The sequence below is a fragment of the Pacificibacter marinus genome (assembly GCF_018860505.1).
In the GTDB taxonomy this organism is placed as follows: domain Bacteria; phylum Pseudomonadota; class Alphaproteobacteria; order Rhodobacterales; family Rhodobacteraceae; genus Celeribacter; species Celeribacter marinus_B.
On sequence record NZ_JAHKPU010000042.1, the window covers coordinates 64,519 to 82,126 of the forward strand.

The 17,608-nt window shown below is 54.2% G+C and carries 20 protein-coding genes; 13 read left to right on the forward strand and 7 right to left on the reverse strand.

Translation table 11 applies throughout. The annotated features are described in order from the left end of the window. Positions 1-42: 42 nt before the first annotated feature. The 4 genes from KO503_RS15570 to KO503_RS15585 all read right to left on the reverse strand — a co-directional run bounded on the left by KO503_RS15570 (position 43) and on the right by KO503_RS15585 (position 3,608). Entirely contained in the window at positions 43-750 is a 708-nt protein-coding gene (locus tag KO503_RS15570) for a hypothetical protein (RefSeq protein ID WP_252731129.1), read from the reverse strand. A 34-nt stretch (positions 751-784) separates the two neighbouring features. Continuing rightward, the gene (gene gatA, locus KO503_RS15575) at positions 785-2,266 is read right to left on the reverse strand and encodes an Asp-tRNA(Asn)/Glu-tRNA(Gln) amidotransferase subunit GatA (RefSeq protein WP_215992471.1); all 1,482 of its coding nucleotides are present in this window, start codon (positions 2,264-2,266) and stop codon (positions 785-787) included. A gap of 5 nt (positions 2,267-2,271) precedes the next feature. Beyond that, the gene (gatC, locus tag KO503_RS15580) at positions 2,272-2,559 is read right to left on the reverse strand and encodes an Asp-tRNA(Asn)/Glu-tRNA(Gln) amidotransferase subunit GatC (RefSeq protein WP_215945371.1); all 288 of its coding nucleotides are present in this window, start codon (positions 2,557-2,559) and stop codon (positions 2,272-2,274) included. Between the two features lie 200 nt (positions 2,560-2,759). Beyond that, positions 2,760-3,608: a helix-turn-helix domain-containing protein gene (locus KO503_RS15585; protein ID WP_215992472.1), complete on the reverse strand. Its 849-nt coding sequence runs from the start codon at positions 3,606-3,608 to the stop codon at positions 2,760-2,762. 133 nt (positions 3,609-3,741) lie between these two features. Between KO503_RS15585 and KO503_RS15590 the strand changes: the two genes are divergently transcribed. Further along, positions 3,742-3,951 (forward strand): DUF2061 domain-containing protein, encoded by a 210-nt coding sequence (locus KO503_RS15590; protein ID WP_215992473.1) that lies wholly within the window; start codon positions 3,742-3,744, stop codon positions 3,949-3,951. A gap of 48 nt (positions 3,952-3,999) precedes the next feature. Here the strand turns inward: KO503_RS15590 and KO503_RS15595 are convergent, their stop codons facing one another. Continuing rightward, positions 4,000-4,452: a nucleoside deaminase gene (locus KO503_RS15595; RefSeq protein WP_215992474.1), complete on the reverse strand. Its 453-nt coding sequence runs from the start codon at positions 4,450-4,452 to the stop codon at positions 4,000-4,002. 132 nt (positions 4,453-4,584) lie between these two features. Here KO503_RS15595 and KO503_RS15600 point away from each other — a divergent pair, with 132 nt between their 5' ends. From KO503_RS15600 to dtd, 9 genes are all read left to right on the forward strand, one after another. Further along, positions 4,585-5,886, forward strand: coding sequence for a pseudouridine synthase (locus KO503_RS15600; RefSeq protein WP_215992475.1), 1,302 nt, complete (start codon positions 4,585-4,587; stop codon positions 5,884-5,886). 237 nt (positions 5,887-6,123) lie between these two features. Beyond that, positions 6,124-7,011, forward strand: coding sequence for a 5-bromo-4-chloroindolyl phosphate hydrolysis family protein (locus KO503_RS15605; RefSeq protein ID WP_215992476.1), 888 nt, complete (start codon positions 6,124-6,126; stop codon positions 7,009-7,011). A gap of 27 nt (positions 7,012-7,038) precedes the next feature. Continuing rightward, positions 7,039-8,229, forward strand: a complete 1,191-nt coding sequence (locus tag KO503_RS15610; protein ID WP_215992477.1) for a toxic anion resistance protein — start codon at positions 7,039-7,041, stop codon at positions 8,227-8,229. A 61-nt stretch (positions 8,230-8,290) separates the two neighbouring features. After that, on the forward strand, positions 8,291-9,202 hold the full coding sequence (locus KO503_RS15615; protein WP_215992506.1) for a DUF2927 domain-containing protein: 912 nt from the start codon (positions 8,291-8,293) through the stop codon (positions 9,200-9,202). 18 nt (positions 9,203-9,220) lie between these two features. Continuing rightward, the gene (locus KO503_RS15620) at positions 9,221-10,324 is read left to right on the forward strand and encodes an SPFH domain-containing protein (RefSeq protein ID WP_215992478.1); all 1,104 of its coding nucleotides are present in this window, start codon (positions 9,221-9,223) and stop codon (positions 10,322-10,324) included. A 24-nt stretch (positions 10,325-10,348) separates the two neighbouring features. Then, entirely contained in the window at positions 10,349-10,738 is a 390-nt protein-coding gene (locus tag KO503_RS15625; protein WP_215992479.1) for a hypothetical protein, read from the forward strand. Next, positions 10,735-11,847, forward strand: a complete 1,113-nt coding sequence (locus KO503_RS15630) for a primosomal protein N' (replication factor Y) - superfamily II helicase (RefSeq protein ID WP_215992480.1) — start codon at positions 10,735-10,737, stop codon at positions 11,845-11,847. Before KO503_RS15625 ends, KO503_RS15630 begins: the two co-directional genes overlap by 4 nt. 86 nt (positions 11,848-11,933) lie before the next feature. Beyond that, positions 11,934-12,854 (forward strand): carbohydrate kinase family protein, encoded by a 921-nt coding sequence (locus tag KO503_RS15635; protein WP_215992481.1) that lies wholly within the window; start codon positions 11,934-11,936, stop codon positions 12,852-12,854. Positions 12,855-12,856: 2 nt separating this feature from the next. Beyond that, positions 12,857-13,300: a D-aminoacyl-tRNA deacylase gene (gene dtd, locus KO503_RS15640; RefSeq protein WP_215992482.1), complete on the forward strand. Its 444-nt coding sequence runs from the start codon at positions 12,857-12,859 to the stop codon at positions 13,298-13,300. Between the two features lie 50 nt (positions 13,301-13,350). On the opposite strand, the gene KO503_RS15645 is transcribed toward dtd, so the two are convergent. Both KO503_RS15645 and KO503_RS15650 read right to left on the reverse strand, forming a co-directional pair. Beyond that, the gene (locus KO503_RS15645) at positions 13,351-13,989 is read right to left on the reverse strand and encodes a ChrR family anti-sigma-E factor (RefSeq protein ID WP_215992483.1); all 639 of its coding nucleotides are present in this window, start codon (positions 13,987-13,989) and stop codon (positions 13,351-13,353) included. A gap of 3 nt (positions 13,990-13,992) precedes the next feature. Continuing rightward, positions 13,993-14,541, reverse strand: a complete 549-nt coding sequence (locus tag KO503_RS15650) for a sigma-70 family RNA polymerase sigma factor (RefSeq protein ID WP_252731130.1) — start codon at positions 14,539-14,541, stop codon at positions 13,993-13,995. A 252-nt stretch (positions 14,542-14,793) separates the two neighbouring features. On the opposite strand from KO503_RS15650, the gene KO503_RS15655 reads away from it, so the two are divergent. From KO503_RS15655 to KO503_RS15665, 3 genes are read left to right on the forward strand one after another with little or no spacing between them, the layout of a single operon-like run. After that, a complete protein-coding gene (locus KO503_RS15655) occupies positions 14,794-16,098 on the forward strand; it encodes an NAD(P)/FAD-dependent oxidoreductase (RefSeq protein ID WP_215992484.1) in 1,305 nt (434 codons plus the stop codon). Then, positions 16,095-16,868 (forward strand): DUF1365 domain-containing protein, encoded by a 774-nt coding sequence (locus KO503_RS15660; protein WP_215992485.1) that lies wholly within the window; start codon positions 16,095-16,097, stop codon positions 16,866-16,868. Before KO503_RS15655 ends, KO503_RS15660 begins: the two co-directional genes overlap by 4 nt. Next, positions 16,865-17,593: an SDR family NAD(P)-dependent oxidoreductase gene (locus KO503_RS15665; protein WP_215992486.1), complete on the forward strand. Its 729-nt coding sequence runs from the start codon at positions 16,865-16,867 to the stop codon at positions 17,591-17,593. Before KO503_RS15660 ends, KO503_RS15665 begins: the two co-directional genes overlap by 4 nt. The last annotated feature ends 15 nt before the right edge of the window (positions 17,594-17,608 follow it).

Sequence of the window (17,608 nt, forward strand, 5' to 3'; positions counted from 1 at the left end):
GGGCGAGGCTTGGCTATGGCAGGATAGTGCAGTCATGCAAGATTAATTGCGACCAGCGGCCAAGCGAAAGGGTCTAGGATCCCATGAACAGGCAAAACCATCACCATCTGGATCAAGACCTTTGACATTGCGCTCAGGCCCACCACCAGCCAAAAAGGCATCTTGCGCCAAATCAGGCGACGGGTATTTGGCACAATTGCGCAAGGCGCGCGCTTCGGCGCCTAGTGTCAAACGTGAATAGATCGGCTGGCCAACCGAGTTGGTCGTAGACAGCGCAAATTGAACCAAAGACGTGCCCGAACCCGAGGGGCGACTTGGGATCGTTGTCGGCGCAACCGTTTGATATATTTCGCGATTTGCGGCCACACGCGCCGCATCTTCTGCGATTGAACGCTCAGATGCCACTGCATCAAAGTCATTTTCCGCTGAAATGCCTGCGCCATTTTCAACGCCGGCAGAAATCGGCGTTGATGCAAATTGGCCCGTCGGATCAGCCGGTACACCCACAGAAGACTGGCTTTGACCGATTGCTGCCAAGGCTTCGTCCGAAATGTCTGAAACCGCCACAGATGAGGTCGTCGCAGAAGTCGCGGATCGCCCTTCGCCATTGGCAATCAGTTCAGCCTCGCGGCGGGCTTGATATTCAGAATAGGTTCCAAACCCCACGCCGGCACCACTGTCGGGCACGGCAGGATCACAAGCAGCCAAAACGGCCAAAGACATCACAGCAAAAGCGGCACGACGCATCATGCATCTCCCGAAAAAATGAACGTTGTTAGCAGAGTTACCACCATTTGCTCGGCTTGGAAACAAAGCCCGCAGACTGTTCAAGACTATGAGCAATATTCAGCAAATCGCCTTCTTCCCAAGGACGCCCGATCAGTTGCAATCCCAACGGCAAGCCTTTGGACGACAATCCAGTCGGCACAGACACACCCGGCAAGCCTGCCAAGTTGAGCGTCACGGTGAACACATCGTTAAGATACATCTCGACAGGGTCGGCTTTGGACACTTCGCCAATACCGAATGCAGCGGAAGGCGTGGTCGGCGCCAAAATCGCGTCAACGCCAGCGGCAAACACCTGTTCGAAATCGCGTTTGATCAAGGTGCGGACTTTGCGGGCGCGGTTGTAATAGGCATCGTAGAAACCAGCCGACAACACATAGGTGCCGACCATGATACGGCGCTGCACTTCGCGACCAAACCCTTCGGCGCGGGTTTTCTCGTACATATCATCGATGCCATCGCCTTCGCCGATTTTCGCGCGATGACCGTAACGCACACCATCATAACGCGCCAAGTTTGACGAAGCTTCCGCAGGTGCAATCACGTAATAAGCTGGCAACGCGTATTTGGTGTGCGGCAAGGACACATCAACGATCTCAGCCCCCGCATCTTTCAGCATCGCAGCGCCATCATCCCAAAGCTTCGCAATTTCAGCGGACATACCATCGAGACGGTATTCTTTAGGAATACCAATCTTTTTGCCTTTAATGTCACCCGTGATCATCGCTTCGAAGTCAGGCACAGCCAGTTCCATCGATGTGGAATCTTTCGCGTCGTGACCTGCCATGGCTTCCAACATGATCGCCGCGTCGCGCACGGTTTTGGTCATCGGACCCGCTTGATCCAATGAGGATGCGTATGCGATGACACCCCAGCGCGAACAGCGGCCATAGGTTGGCTTGATGCCCACTGTGCCTGTAAAGGCAGCAGGCTGACGAATAGACCCGCCCGTGTCAGTACCGGTCGCAGCCAAACACAGATCCGCGGCCACAGCAGCCGCAGAGCCACCAGAGGACCCACCCGGTGTCAGGTTGCGGTCGTCGATTTTCCATGGGTTGATCGCAGGGCCGTAGACCGAATTTTCATTCGACGAGCCCATCGCGAACTCATCCATGTTCAATTTGCCCAACATAACAGTGCCAGCGTCGAACAATTTGGATGTGATCGTGCTTTCATATTCGGGCTTGAACCCGTCCAAAATATGCGAAGCCGCCTGTGTCGGCTGGCCTTTGGTCGCGAACACATCTTTCACGCCAATCGGTAAACCGCACATGCTCGGCGCGTCGCCAGCAGCAATACGAACGTCCGCCGCTTTGGCCTGTTCGCGCGCTTGCTCGGATGTGTCATGCACAAAGGCGTTGAGTTTGCCAGCAGCCGCAATCGATGTCAGGCAGGCTTCGGTCAGATCGGATGAGGTAAAATCGCCCTTGCGCAAACCATCACGCGCAGCGGCCAATGTCAGTGTGTTCAGATCAGTCATAGCGCTCACTCCACCACTTTGGGCACAGCGAAAAAGCCTTCGCGCGCGTCTGGTGCGTTTTTCAAAATTTTTGCTTGTTGATCGCCATCGGTGATCACATCGGTGCGACGCTTGAGGCGCTGCGGGGTCACAGAGGTCATCGGTTCGATACCTTCTACGTCCACTTCAGACAGTTGCTCGATGAAGCCCAAAACGGCGTTGAATTCTTGGGCCAACTCAGGGAGGGCATCTTCCTCAACCCGAATGCGTGCAAGCGATGCAACGCGGCGTGCGGTATCAATGTCGATCGACATGGGGCAACTCCGTTATCTCAACAGCGCTTTGAGGGCGCTTAATTCAATCTAATTGCATTGGCTTTATCGCGCCGCGCGCCCCGCTTCAAGCTTATGGCGCGACAAAGTTTGGCTCTGATCTGATTAGATGGGACTTGATGTGACGCAATGCAGCAGCACGCGGTTGTTGTTTGTGCAATTCCAGCCGCAAGCCCTGCCCGTCAGTTTTGCGCTTTAATCAGGCTGCGAATATGCGCGGAAACGCCTCGTGCGTCCACGATGGCCTCTCTGACAAGCCAATCGAAATGACTAGACAAAGATTTAACTCGCTCGATTTCGCGAAAAGCCAGATAGAATTGCCCCACATATATAACGGCCAAATTTGGACCAAAAACGGTGACGGGAGAGCTAAAAACCCGATGCGCGTCAAATAAAAATATACGCAACCTCGGGAACAGTTCATCACATTGATCTGCAATAAAATTCAACTGGGCATGGCGCACGTCTTTTCCCACACCCTCATAATAGGCGGTTCCAGCAGCGCAGGCTTCGATCTCGTGAATTGGCAGCGCAATTTCATAATCAGACACTCCAGAAGACACCCACTCCATTTGATCTTGCAGGGCATCATAGGCCTGTGGCAGCTGGCGCGCGCGCACTGACGCATATTCCCATTCCAACATCTGCTTGGTTTTCAACATATCGGGCAAAGTTGCTGGCACGTGTCGCACTTTATAGCCCGCAGATTCGTGATGCCATTCAAGAAGTTGCGCATCCGCAGACGACCGTTCAGCTGGACTGAGCGACAAGGCTGCCGCCACAATATTACCTGGGGTTTCTGGCCTGTTGGTGAGACCGAGCAGCCAATCCGTGCTAACGCCCAATACATTTGCAGCCTCAGCAGCCAATTGTGCATTCGGCAAACGCGGTTGATCAACATTTAACAACTGGCCAATCGTAGATCGATCGACCTGCGTTGCGCGCGAGAGCGCGCTCTTTGTAACGCCCTTAAGCACCATCGCGTCCGATAGGCGTTCTCGAAATAAGGCTGCTCGCTTACGCTTGTCCATTAAGATCAACTTTGTAGGATTAAATCTGCAAAGTGTAGTTTAGGCAGCTAATTTCCCTAATGTCCATAGCGCGATATTCACGATAGCCCAATCACAACACAACACTTTACGCAACTTTACGCAGAGGGCCCCCATGGACAGCAAGATCAGACTCATCGCCAAATCTATTACGTGGCAACTGGCTGGACTTTTCACCATGACGCTCATTGGCTTTGTATTCACGGGGTCATTTGCAGCAGGCGGCGGCATTGCTATTTCTGGCGCAGTCGTGGGCTTCATCTGCTATTTTGCGCATGAAATCGTCTGGTCGAAAATTAATTGGGGCAGACGCAGGCGCGAATAGGCACAACAAACGCCAAGACCACCCAACGACAGCACATAAAACGACGGCTCAGCGGCGCCGACTTGCAAAGAAATCTTTAAGTAAGTCTTCGGAATCTTGAGCAGAAATGCCATCATAAACCTCAGGCGCGTGATGGCATTGCGCGTGGGAAAAAACGCGCGCCCCCTGGGCCACACCGCCTGATTTCACATCCTCTGCCCCATAATACAGACGCGCAATACGTGCATTCGAAATCGCCGCCGCACACATCGGGCAAGGTTCAAGCGTCACGTATAAATCATATCCCGACAGGCGTTCTTGCCCCAAAGCGGTGCAAGCTGCACGGATCGCGACCACTTCGGCATGAGCCGTCGGATCATTCCATTCACGGGTGCGATTGCCCCCCTGTGCCACGACATCTCCTGTAGGCGACACAATCACAGCCCCCACAGGCACCTCGCCACGGGCCGCAGCCGCATGCGCCTCGCGCAATGCTATATCCATGTAAGATCTAAAGCTCATGACCTGTATCTGCCCCCAAAATCGGCCTATGACAAGCAAATGCGCGCCCAAACCCGCTCAATCTAGGCTCAATGCAGGCCCAATGCACAGCACCCCCTTCCCAACTGCGCAAACCCCAGCTATGGCAATCGTATGACACGAGATTCCGATAAAAAACCCGCCCGCGGCGCAAAATCTGGCGCACCCTCCTTTGTTTCAAAAAGCAAAGGCTCCCGCAGCCATGGTGACACGGAAGGCAAGTCTTACAAAAAGCCCCCCGCGAATCCCTATGCCAAGAAAGGCGCACCTAAAATCGCGCCAGCCAAAGGCCCCGAGGCTGGCGCGGATGGCACACGCCCCGGTGATCGGATCGCCAAAGTTCTGGCCCGCGCGGGCGTTGCCTCGCGCCGCGATTGCGAAGTGATCATCGATGAGGGTCGCGTGACCGTGAATGGCCGCAAGGTTGTCTCACCGGCGCTGAACGTATTGCCCGGTGATCGCATCACCGTGGACGGGCAACAAATCGGCGAAGCGGAACCGCCCCGTTTGTGGCTGTACCACAAACCTCTGGGCCTCGTGACCACAGAAAAAGACGAGCTTGGCCGCAAGACCGTCTTTGAAAACCTGCCCGCAGGCCTTCCACGGGTTTTGTCTGTTGGGCGTCTCGATTTAAACTCTGAGGGGCTTTTGCTGCTCACCAATGATGGTGAATTGAAACGCAAGCTTGAGCTGCCAGACACAGGTTGGCTGCGCAAGTACCGTGTGCGCGTCAAAGGTTCTCCGTCTGAGGCGTTGCTAGATCAGCTGCGCAAAGGCGTGACGATTGATGGCGAAGATTTCCAACCAATGGAAGTTGTGTTCGACCGTCAACAAGGGGCCAACGCTTGGCTAACTGTAGGCATCCGCGAAGGGCGCAACCGCGAGGTTCGCCGCGCGATGGAACACATCGGCGTTATCGTGAATCGATTGATGCGCATCTCATACGGCCCATTCCGTTTGGGCACCATTCGCCCCGGTCAAGCCGAAGAGGTTAAGGCCCGCGTGTTGCGTGATCAGCTGGGCGTTGATCCCTTCGCGTCAGATATCGAACACCCAAGCGAGCCACGCCGTCAAGTCAGCCGTGGCGGCAAACCTGCTGGTCCGCGCAAGGAAAGCTTTGGCCGCACAGATTCCCGTGATCGCGATGATCGTGGCCCAAAGGGCGCAGAGTTCAAATCGCGCGGCGAGCGTGATGATCGCGGCCCAAAAGGCAGCGGCTACAAAGGCAAATCTGTTGATCGTGACGGCAAACCTGATTTCAAATCGGCAGGCTACAAATCACGCGGTGGCCCTGATGGCGGTCGCGCCAAAGGGTTCAAATCTCACGGCGACAAACCCACAGGCGGCCGCGATGGCAAGCCGTCCGGCGGACCACGCGGCGGTAACGGTTTTGGCGGCGGCAAAAAACGCAGCTAAGCAACCTTAGTTCTGAGCAAGGGGGAGCAACTTATGAAGCTTCCCCACGCTTAACCCTTTCATGAACCGCATTTGTTACCTATATCTTATGGCAAGACCCGCACGGGCAAAGGGGCATAAGCCCGCAATAGGATGGAGTGAGAGCGACATGAGCGCCAATAAGGCCCAAAAACTTGCGTATTATCTGCTGGTTGCATTGACCTTTTACGCCACTTTGGGCGCATAGGGCATCTGATCATGGCGCAAAAATACGGCTCAAAATACTCACCTGACAGTAACAATGACGCGAACACATCGATGGACGCCCCAAAAGCACGTCCTTTTGATGGCAAAGAACCATCCCGTGTGGGCGCGCGCTCAAACATCTTGTTTTATGCTGCCCTGCCCTTGGCGTGGAAAGCTTTTGGCGCTGAACCCATTGTCATGGCGCAATACATTGTCGCTCTGGGATTGTTGTTGGGGGCCGCTTGGCTGACCCGCGAAGGCCTGAAAGCGCAAGAAGCCTATGAAGCGCGCAAAGTCGCTCGCCGCCCTGCGATTCCACGCAAAATTTTCGGGTCTGCTTTAACAGGCCTTGGACTTAGCCTTGTTGGTATCGCGGGTTGGGGCCCACTTGAGGCTGCCATTTTCGCGGTTCTCGGCACAGCTTTACACAGTTTTGCCTTTGGCATTGATCCTTTGAAACACAAAGGCATAGAAGGCATCGACACCTTTCAACAAGATCGCGTGGCCAAAGCTGTCACCGAGGCAGAACGCCATTTGGCCTCTATGCGTGAATCCCTAGAGCGCGCGGGCGACCGCGAGACGCAAACCCGCCTAGATCAATTCGCCAAAACCGCCCGCGCCATGTTTCGTACTGTCGAAGAAGACCCGCGCGATTTGACCGCAGCGCGCAAATATTTGAGCGTCTATTTGCAAGGTGCGCGTGACGCGACGACAAAATTCGCCGACATCTGGGGCCGCAGCCGTAACATGGACGCCCGCACATCCTACCTTGCGCTTTTAGACGACCTTGAAAGCAATTTCACAGCACGCAACAAAGCGTTACTTTTAGACAATAAGGTCGATCTTGACATCGAGATCGACGTGCTTCGCGACCGGTTGGCCCGCGAAGGTATCAAGTAAATCAAATCGTTATCTCTGGGGGACTTCATGTCAGATACCACTCGCCAAAAAGCCGAAGCCACGTTGAAAGACGTCGAAGCAGTCACCGCCGTTGTTCTGCCTGAGCCCGCGGGCGATCTGGTCGTATTTGACGCAGCAGAACCTGCACAGGCTGACGCGATCCGCAGCGCTATGACTGAAATCGATATGAGCGATACAAATTCCATCGTGCGTTTCGGCTCTGGTGCGCAAGCTGAATTGCAAGAGATTTCCCAAGCCATGCTCGCAGATGTGCGTAACAAAGACGTCGGGCCAGCGGGCGACAGCCTACGATCCATCGTAACCACCATTCGCGGCTTTTCAATCTCTGAACTCGATGTGCGCCGAGATCGGTCTTGGTGGGAAAAACTTCTGGGGCGCGCTGCCCCTATGGCGAAATTCGTTGCCCGCTTTGAGACTGTCCAAGGCCAGATTGATGACATCACAGACAATCTTTTATCGCATGAGCACACGCTTTTGAAAGACATTAAATCCTTGGATCTTTTGTACGATCGCACGCTGACCTTCTACGACGAATTGGGCATTTACATCGCCGCTGGCGAAGAAAAGCTCAAAGAGCTTGATGGCGTGACCATTCCCGCGAAAGAAGCAGAGGTGGCAGCTGCGGCAGAGAACGATCAAGTCATGGTCGCGCAAGAGCTGCGCGATCTACGTGCCGCGCGCGATGATTTGGAACGCCGTGTGCATGACCTAAAACTGACGCGCCAAGTCACCATGCAGTCCTTGCCATCCATCCGTTTGGTGCAAGAAAACGACAAATCCTTGGTCACAAAAATCAATTCGACCTTGGTCAACACAGTCCCGTTGTGGGAAACCCAATTGGCCCAAGCCGTGACCATTCAACGCTCTTCAGAGGCGGCACATGCCGTGCGCGAAGCCAATGATCTGACCAACGAATTGCTGACATCCAACGCCAAGAACCTGCGCCAAGCCAACAAAGTTGTGCGCGAAGAAATGGAACGTGGCGTGTTTGACATTGAGGCCGTGAAAACCGCCAACGCTGAATTGATCGCGACTATCCAAGAAAGCCTGCAGATCGCCGACGATGGCAAAACCAAACGCGCAGCAGCAGAAGCAGACCTGAAGCAAATGGAAGCAGAACTGCGTGATACATTGGCTTCTGCTAAAGCCAAACGCACAGGCACCGGCGACAATGCTGGCACAGCTGTTCCGAGCTAAGGTGACACAAGGCGGCACATATAAAACTCAACGCGCTGCGGGGTTTGTCCTCGCAGCCGCGATGACGCTGTCCGGCTGCGTCCAATCCACAACTGTGTCGCCGATCCCTCAATCACGCCCTACCACTGTACCCACAGCAGTAGAGGCCGACACGACGCCTCAAGGGCCCTCAGCGCAAAGTAACGCCATGCGTGATTATTACGCAAAAGTTCAAAATAACCTGCTGCTCAATGATTTGCTGCGCACAGATGGCGGCGGCAGTGATACGCCGTTCACAACCCACCAGCTGGCCAATAATTTCGACGCCATCGCGCTGAACGACGAATACACCAGTGTCGGCGGCACTTATGTGGCCCGCACCACGCCGTCATCACTGCATAAATGGGCTGGTCCTGTACGCATCGGTTTGGAATTTGGCGCCAGTATTCCCGATGCACAACGCGCCACAGACCGCGCAACAGTTGCCGCTTTGACAGGGCGACTTGCACGGGCAACAAACCATTCGATTTCGATGTCCGCACGCCCCAACTTTCATGTTTTGGTGTTGAACGAAGACGAGCGCCAAGTGATCGGCCCGCGCCTTGAACAGCTTATTCCTGGCATCGGCCAAGCTGCCATCAATTCCATCGAAAACATGCCGCGATCCAACTATTGTTTGGTGGTGGCGTCTGACCCTTCAGACAATGGCGTTTATCAAACGGCCGTGGCGATCATTCGCGGCGAACACCCTGAGTTGATGCGAAAGTCATGTTTTCATGAAGAAATTGCGCAGGGGCTTGGCCTTGCCAATGACACGCCGCGCGCCCGTCCGTCAATTTTCAACGACGACGAAGAATTCGCGCTGCTGACGGGGCATGATGAATTGCTGCTGCGCATTTTGTATGATCCGCGCCTTTACCCCGGTATGCAGCCCGAAATCGCCCGTCCTATTTCTGCGCAAATCGCCAACGAGCTGATGCGCGACGCCACTTAACCGCCACAGGAGCCTCCCATGGGAATTTTCGATTTTCTATCTGGTGAATTTATTGATGTCATCCACTGGACCGATGACACCCGCGATACAATGGTGTGGCGTTTTGAGCGTGAAGCGCACGAAATTAAATACGGCGCGAAGCTGACTGTACGCGAAGGTCAAGCAGCTGTTTTCGTGCATGAAGGTCAATTGGCGGACGTCTTCACACCGGGTCTTTACATGCTTGAGACCAACAATATGCCGATTTTGACGACCTTGAACCACTGGGATCACGGTTTCAAATCACCGTTCAAATCTGAAATTTATTACGTCAACACCACACGGTTCTCAGACCTCAAATGGGGCACAAAGAATCCGATCATGTGTCGCGACCCAGAGTTTGGCCCAGTCCGCATTCGCGCCTACGGCACCTATACGGTCAAGGTCTCAGACCCTGCGCTGTTTTTGACGGAAATCGTTGGCACCGACGGCGAATTCACCATGGACGAAATCTCGTTCCAAATCCGCAATATCATCGTGCAGGCCTTTTCACGCATCGTCGCCTCAAGCGGCATTCCTGTCTTGGATATGGCCGCGAACACTGACGGTCTTGGCAAATTGGTTGCGACAGAAATTTCCAAAGTCGTCGCCGAATACGGCCTTGTTATTCCTGAATATTACATCGAGAACATCAGCTTGCCTGAAGCTGTTGAAGCAGCCCTTGATAAACGCACCTCGATGGGCATTGTCGGCAATCTGGACAACTACATGAAATTCAACGCAGCCGAAGGCATGGGCGCGGAGAACTCTGCCATGGCTGCCTCGATGGGCGCAGGTATCGGCGCGGGTCTTGGCATGGGCATGGCGCAACAGGCAGCAGGCCCATGGGGCGCACGCCCAACAGCCGCCGTCCAAGCCCCTCCGCCGCCGCCTGTTGAACATGTTTGGCACATCGCTGTGAATGGCGAAACCAAAGGCCCGTTTTCAAAAGCCGAAATGGGGCAGATGGCCGCCAAAGGCACCCTTACCCGTGCCTCTTATGTTTGGACCCAAGGCCAAGATGGCTGGTTGGAAGCCGATGATGTGGTCGAGCTGTCACAACTGTTTTCCGTCGCCCCGCCCCCACCACCGCCCGGCGCCTAAAGCGGCGATTGGACAGACTTGACCATGCAGCCCAAAAACAAGCCGCCCAAAGTGACCCGCAAAGCCGAGGGCCATGCCCGCAAAGATGCTCGCGCCGAAGACATCGCGCTGGCGTTGATGGGCGTTGGCCCTTTGCCCGTTGACATGATCGCAGATGATGCCACTTGGGAATGCGGACAAGACGCCCCAGCCGCCGGTCGCACGGCCATTGCAAAAGTATTTGACGCCCTGACCGCCCCCGACACCATCACTGTGGATCAAGTTGTAACGCACGGCAAAGCCGCGTCGGTATCGGGGCGACTGACACGCGGCGCGCAAGAGCGCATCTTTTGCCACGTGATTCGGCATACCAGTGAGGCAGCAACGCAAATCGCGCAGATCGTCAGCTTTGAACATGCCGGAGGGTCGTCATGACCGGTAACGACGGATTACCAGCACAAGACGTTTTACAAGATCACCGCTTTCCCTGCACCACCTGCGGGGCAGACATGCGGTTTTCACCCGACACAGGCGCACTGGCCTGTGATCATTGCGGGGCAACTGAGACTTTGGACATCGGCGGCGCAACAGGCCCCTATGAGTTGGATTACAGCCGCGCAATCAAAGACCTATTGCCGCAACAAGATATGGAAGACACCCGTGTCTCTGAATGTCCAAATTGTGGCGCACAGGTCGAATTTAGCGCCGAGATCCATGCCACAGAATGTCCGTTTTGTGCAACGCCAGTGGTTACAGACACGGGGCTACATCGCCAAATCAAACCGCGTGGGCTGCTACCCTTTGCGCTATCAGAAGCGACAGCACGCGACGCGATGAATGACTGGCTAGGCGGATTGTGGTTTGCTCCAAACGGGTTGCAAAACTACGCCCGCAAAGGACGCAAGCTGTCTGGTATTTACGTCCCCTATTGGACCTTTGATGCCGATACAAAGTCGCAATATTCTGGTATGCGCGGGGATGATTATTATGTCACCAAAACCGTTATGCGCGATGGCAAACGTAAACAAGTGCGCGAGCGGCGTACCAAATGGCGCAACAAATCAGGGCGTGTCGCACGGTTTTTTGATGATGTTTTGGTGCTGGCCTCAACGTCTTTACCCAAGAAATACACTGAAGGGCTAGAGCCGTGGGATTTGCAAGCGATGGAACCCTATGTTCCTGACTACATTGCTGGGTTTCGCGCCGAAAGTTACTCTGTTGATTTGGAAGACGGCTATCGGTCTGCGCGCAGCTATATGGATCGTGTGATTTTGCGTGACGTTAAATTTGACATCGGCGGTGATCGTCAACAAGTGGCCAGTGTAAACACACAAGTCTCAAACGTGACATTCAAACATGTGCTGCTGCCGGTTTGGATGGCCGCCTATAAATACCGCGGGAAAACCTATCGCTTTGTCGTCAATGGCCGTACTGGTCGGGTACAAGGCGAACGCCCTTGGTCCGCTTGGAAAATCGCTTTTGCCGTCATTTTAGGCGCAATCGTTGCAGGCGCCATCGGGTTTATCGCATCACAATACCAATGACTTTGAATGCGTGATTGATCAAATAACGCTTGCCCTGATAGCGCTAACGAACTTAAAACGACAGCAACTCAATAAGGAATTGTCTCATGATCCTCTGCGCTGGTGAAGCTCTGATCGATATGTTGCCCCGCACGTCCACTTTGAATGAGGATGCATATGCTCCGCATGCTGGTGGTGCTGTGTTCAACACCGCCATCGCGTTGGGGCGTCTTGGGGCTGGTCCTGCGTTTTTCCATGGGTTGTCGAATGATTTCTTTGGCGATTTACTCAAATCAAAATTGGCGGAGAGTGGTGTGGATGCGTCATTGGCCGTGACAGCGGATCGGCCTTGCACCGTGGCCTTTGTGAAATTGGTCGATGGCCATGCGACCTATGCGTTTTATGATGAAAACACAGCGGGCCGCATGCTGACACCTGCGGATTTGCCCAATATTCCTGACACTGTGGACGCGCTGTTCTTTGGCGGTATTTCCCTGCCAGTTGAGCCCTGCGGTGAAGCATACGAGGCCCTGTGCGCCCGCGAGGCAGCCACCCGTGTGATCATGATGGACCCGAATATTCGCCCCTCGTTTATCAAAGATGAGGCGCGGTATCGCGCACGAATGGAACACATGCTGAGCCTGTGCGACATCGTTAAAGTATCTGACGAAGACCTTTTGTGGATCATGGGTGACGGCGATATTGAAGAACATATTCAAACGCTTTTGACCAAAGGCCCCAAGCTGGTCTGCTTGACCGAAGGTTCTGAGGGCGTACGCGGGTTTACCAAAAACGGGGTTGTACAAGTCACGGCGACCAAGGTTGAGGTGGCCGATACAGTTGGCGCGGGCGATACATTTAATGCAGGTCTTTTGGCCTCATTGCAACAAAGCGGCAAGCTGACCAAAGCAGGTGTGGCCGATCTGGATGACGAGACCATCCGCGCGGCCTTGGCAATGGGATCAAAAGCGGCAGCAATCACGGTGTCACGCGCAGGCGCAAATCCTCCTTGGACCCATGAGATGTAATCATGCGGGTTCTGGTTCAACGGGTGCTCGAGGCCAGCGTTAAGGTTGATGGCAAAACCGTCGGCGAATGCCCGCAGGGGCTATTGGTCTTTGTTTGCGCGATGCGTAATGACACCGAAGCCGAGGCGCAGAAACTGGCGACCAAGCTGTCCAAGCTGCGAATTTTTCAAGACGATACCGGAAAAATGAACCTATCGCTGCGCGACATCAATGGGTCCGCTTTGGTCGTGAGCCAATTCACTTTGGCTGCCAATACCAAAGGCAATCGCCCCGGTTTTTCCAACGCTGCTGACCCGCACACCGGCAAGGTGCTCTATGATGCTTTCACGGGGTTTCTGTCCGCCACAGGTGTGCCAGTTCAAACCGGTGAATTTGGCGCGGATATGAAAGTGAGCCTGATCAATGATGGCCCTGTGACCATTTGGATGGATACAGACGACACATAGAAAAGGCCCCCAACGGGACCTTTAAACATAATCCAACAAGTTCATAACGTTTAAATACGAAACAAAGGCTGCAAAAGACGCGGCACAAAGGCGCTGAACTTCAATGGTGCATCGGTCGCGGCCAAGCAGATGCAGGGCAAGCCTTCTTCGGCAACTGGCGTATGCTCTAACGTATCGTCAGCCACTTCCAAATCACCACGTGCGAACCGACCTGTTTCGTCCTTGAACGCGCCTTGCAGCACCAAAGTCAGCTCAAGCCCGCCATGGGTGTGATCAGGCACTGCAAAACCCGGTGCGATGTACAACAAACGCACAGATCCATCTTTGCCCGCATTCAAAATGCACTGTTTGGCCCCAGGCCCAAGCGAGCGCCATTTGGGTGGTTTGCTGCCCAACGCTTCCAACACAGGTGTTGGATAGGTGTTATCGCCACGCGGGCGCACAGGCTCAGGCACGATATCATCGTCCAGCCCTGCCATCACGCGGTTGCGCAGATCATCCGTGATTGAAATAGGATCGAAAGCATCCAATAACGCACCGCCAACGGCCTCATGAGCCGCCAAATTGGCGCGACACTCTTCACAAATCGACACATGAGCCGCCACAACCAAAGCAAAAGGCTGCGCCAAAGTACCGGAGACATAAGAGGCCAAAAGTGCCTCTGGGATATGGTGAGCAATATCAGTCATGACTTACCGCTCTCCTTTCAATTCATGGCGCAAACGCTCGAGCCCGAGGCGAATGCGGGATTTGATTGTGCCAAGCGGAAGACCCGTTTCGGCTTGGATTTCGCTGTGTGACAGCTCACCCAGATATGCCTTTTGCACCAAATCGCGTTGCTCTGGGTTGAGCCGCGAAATGGCTGCGCGCAGACTGGCTGCTTCTTGTTCGATGCCCAAAACCTGTTCGCCGTCGATATCCGTGCTTTCGGGCATGGCGAGTTCTTCTGGCATGGGGCGGCGATCTTTGCGGATGACATCAATTTGGCGATTACGGGCGATTTGGAAAATCCAACCCGACACATTGGCTCGCTCAGGGTTGAATGAATGGGCCTTGCGCCAGACAGATAGCATCACGTCTTGAATGACATCATCGGCTTGGGCGGCGCCAAAACCGTTTTTCATCAACATCCCACGCAACCGTGGCGCGAAATGATCAAATAGCTTTGCAAAGGCCGCACGATCACGGGCGTCGCGCACTTTGAGCATCCATTCTGTCTGCTCTGTAAACGTTGTCGACATATCACAAGTCACGGGCATCCTCTCCCGAGAAACCTTGCGCGTCTGTGGCGCTTGTCCCGACAGTCGCGCGTGTCGCGGAGTGGGCACAATCTTAGCGCCATCCAAAATTTTATGTTCATCAACTATCATACCAAGCTTACGCAGCCCGTCGATAGATGGATCACATTCTTTGCGAATTATTTTGCGCCCTGTAAATAAATGATCCAAATGGAGTGAGATCGCGTAACCTGTGTAAGCAACATAGGATTTCCGATGTCATTTGATATTCCCACCCAAGCCCGCTCACGCATTGCCATTGTCGGTTCGGGCATTTCCGGCCTCGCCAGCGCTTACTTACTATCGCCACAACACGATGTGACGATTTTCGAAGCCGAGCCGCGCTTGGGTGGACATGCACGCACGCGGATCGCAGGCAAAAACGGCGATCAACCGGTGGATACAGGGTTTATCGTGTTCAATTATGCCAATTATCCCAATTTGACCGCGATGTTTGATGCACTCAATGTACCTGTGATCAAATCGGACATGAGCTTTGGCGCGACCATCAACAGCGGTGCCATAGAATACGGATTGCAAGGGTTGGGCGCGCTGTTTGCGCAAAAATCCAATATGGCACGACCTGCTTTTTTGCGCATGGTGCGCGATATTTTCAAGTTCAACGCCCACGCAGAAAGCACAGTGCAAGACGAGACGACGACCATCGGCGAGCTGACGAAACAATTGCGCCTTGGCGATTGGTTCGTGCACTATTACCTGATGCCAATATGTGGCGCGATCTGGTCGACGCCCCCATCCGAAGTGCGCAACTATCCCGCCGCAAGCCTGCTGCGGTTCTTTCGCAATCACGCGCTGCTATCAGCCACAGGTCAGCACCAATGGTACACCGTCAAAGGTGGATCGATTGAATACGTGAACCGTCTCGAGACACATCTGAAAATGATGGGCTGCACCTTGCGCCTTAACACACCCGTTGCTGCCGTGACGCGCTCACCACTTGGCGTTACGGTCAAAGCCGAAAACGGAATGTCTGAACGTTTCGACCAAGTCATCTTTGCCTGCCATTCAGATCAGGCCCTCAAGCTGATCGCCAAGCCTACCCCGATTGAGCAAAAGGCCCTGTCTGATCTACGCTATCAAGCCAATCGCGTGACGCTGCATTCAGACCCGAACCAAATGCCAAAACGCCGCGCAGCATGGTCATCTTGGGTTTATAAATCTGACACTGTCGGACAAGAGCAATCACTTGGGGTCACCTATTGGATGAACAAATTGCAAGCGATTGACGAACATGATCCTTTGTTTGTAACCCTCAATGCAGCCACCCCGATTGATGAAGCAAAAATCTATGACGAGACGACGCTTTATCACCCCGTGTTTGATAATGCGGCTTTGTCGGCGCAAAAGACCATTCAATCCATCAATGGCGACAACCGCACGTGGTTTGCTGGGGCTTACCTTCGCAACGGATTCCACGAAGACGGGTTTCATTCCGCCGTGCAAGTGGCTGACAAAATGGCAGAACGGTCGCCTGCGAAACTGGATGTGATTTTGGCATGACTTGTCATCGACCCGAGCACATCGCAGGCCACACCAGCCATGCGCGGCGCGGATCGATAAAAAACGCCTTTCGCTATGGCGTGGATTTCGTATTGATCAATCTTGATGCACCCACATCCGAGCTGCCCGCGTTGTTTTCCCGCAATCGGCTCAATCTCGCCTCCATTCATGATCGCGACCACGGCGGAAAATTGAAACAGGGTATCGGTGCCGATTGGGCGAGACAGCATTTTACCCATGCAGGCCTAAAGGATATTCGTATCGATCTGCTGACCCAGCCGCGTTTTTTGGGCTATGGCTTTAACCCCGTCAGTTTTTGGCTGGGCTGGCGCGGCCAGGATTTGGTGGGGGTGATCGCGGAAGTGTCGACACCCTTTAACGATCGCCATTCTTATCTTTGCGTGCAAGATGATCTTGGCCCTATCACCAAAGCCGATCAGGTCACAGCACCCAAAGCGCTGCATGTTTCGCCATTTCAACAGGTTGATGGGCATTACGCGTTCCAATTCGACATCACGCCGAACCGCGTCGCGATCCGTATTTTCCACGGCAATGGGGATGAGGGCGTGATCGCCACACTTTCTGGACCACGCCAGCCTGTGACCAATGTATCGCTGTTAAAGGCTTATTTACGCCGCCCATTTGGCCCTTTGCGCACCATGGCTTTGATCCACTGGCAAGCATTGGCTTTGAAACTGAAAGGCGCGACATATCGCAAGCGACCAGCCCCACCCTCACATGATCTTACAAAATCTGGAGATCCGAAATGACAGACGCTTTTATCGGCAAAACATGGTGGATCGTGGGTGCCTCAGACGGGCTTGGCGCGGCTTTGAGCAAACAGATCGCGGCACGCGGTGCGCATGTTATTTTGTCTGCACGATCATTGGACAAATTGACGGCCCTCGCCGCCACCTTGCCCAACGCAACAGTTTTGCCCATGGATGTCACCGATGCGAAAAGTGTACGCGAGGCCACCCCAAAAGCTGCCCACGTCGATGCGATGCTCTATTGTGTTGGCACCTACGAGCCGATGAATGCGCGCGAGTGGGATGCAGAGACCGTGGAGCGGATGATCGATACCAATTTCACCGGTGCGACACGGGTGCTGGCTGATGTTGTGCCGCACTACGTCACCCGTGGGTTTGGTCACATTATGCTGATCGGATCGCTGTCGGGCTATCGCGGCTTGCCTAGCGCTGTTGGGTATTCTGCATCGAAAGCCGCGCTGATGCATTTGGCTGAAAACCTGCTGATTGATCTGAAGGGATCGGGTGTAAAAATCCAGATGGCCAACCCTGGTTTTATCAAGACCCGTCTGACCGCCAAAAACGATTTTGCCATGCCGCAAATCATGACCACTGACGTCGCCGCGCAACATGTTATTGCCGCCATTGATAGCGGACGGTTTGAAACCGCCTTTCCTCGACCATTCGCTTGGGTATTCAAATGGGGGCGTTATTTGCCACGCGCGTTGTTCAACACATTGTTTTAATCACACATCAAACGC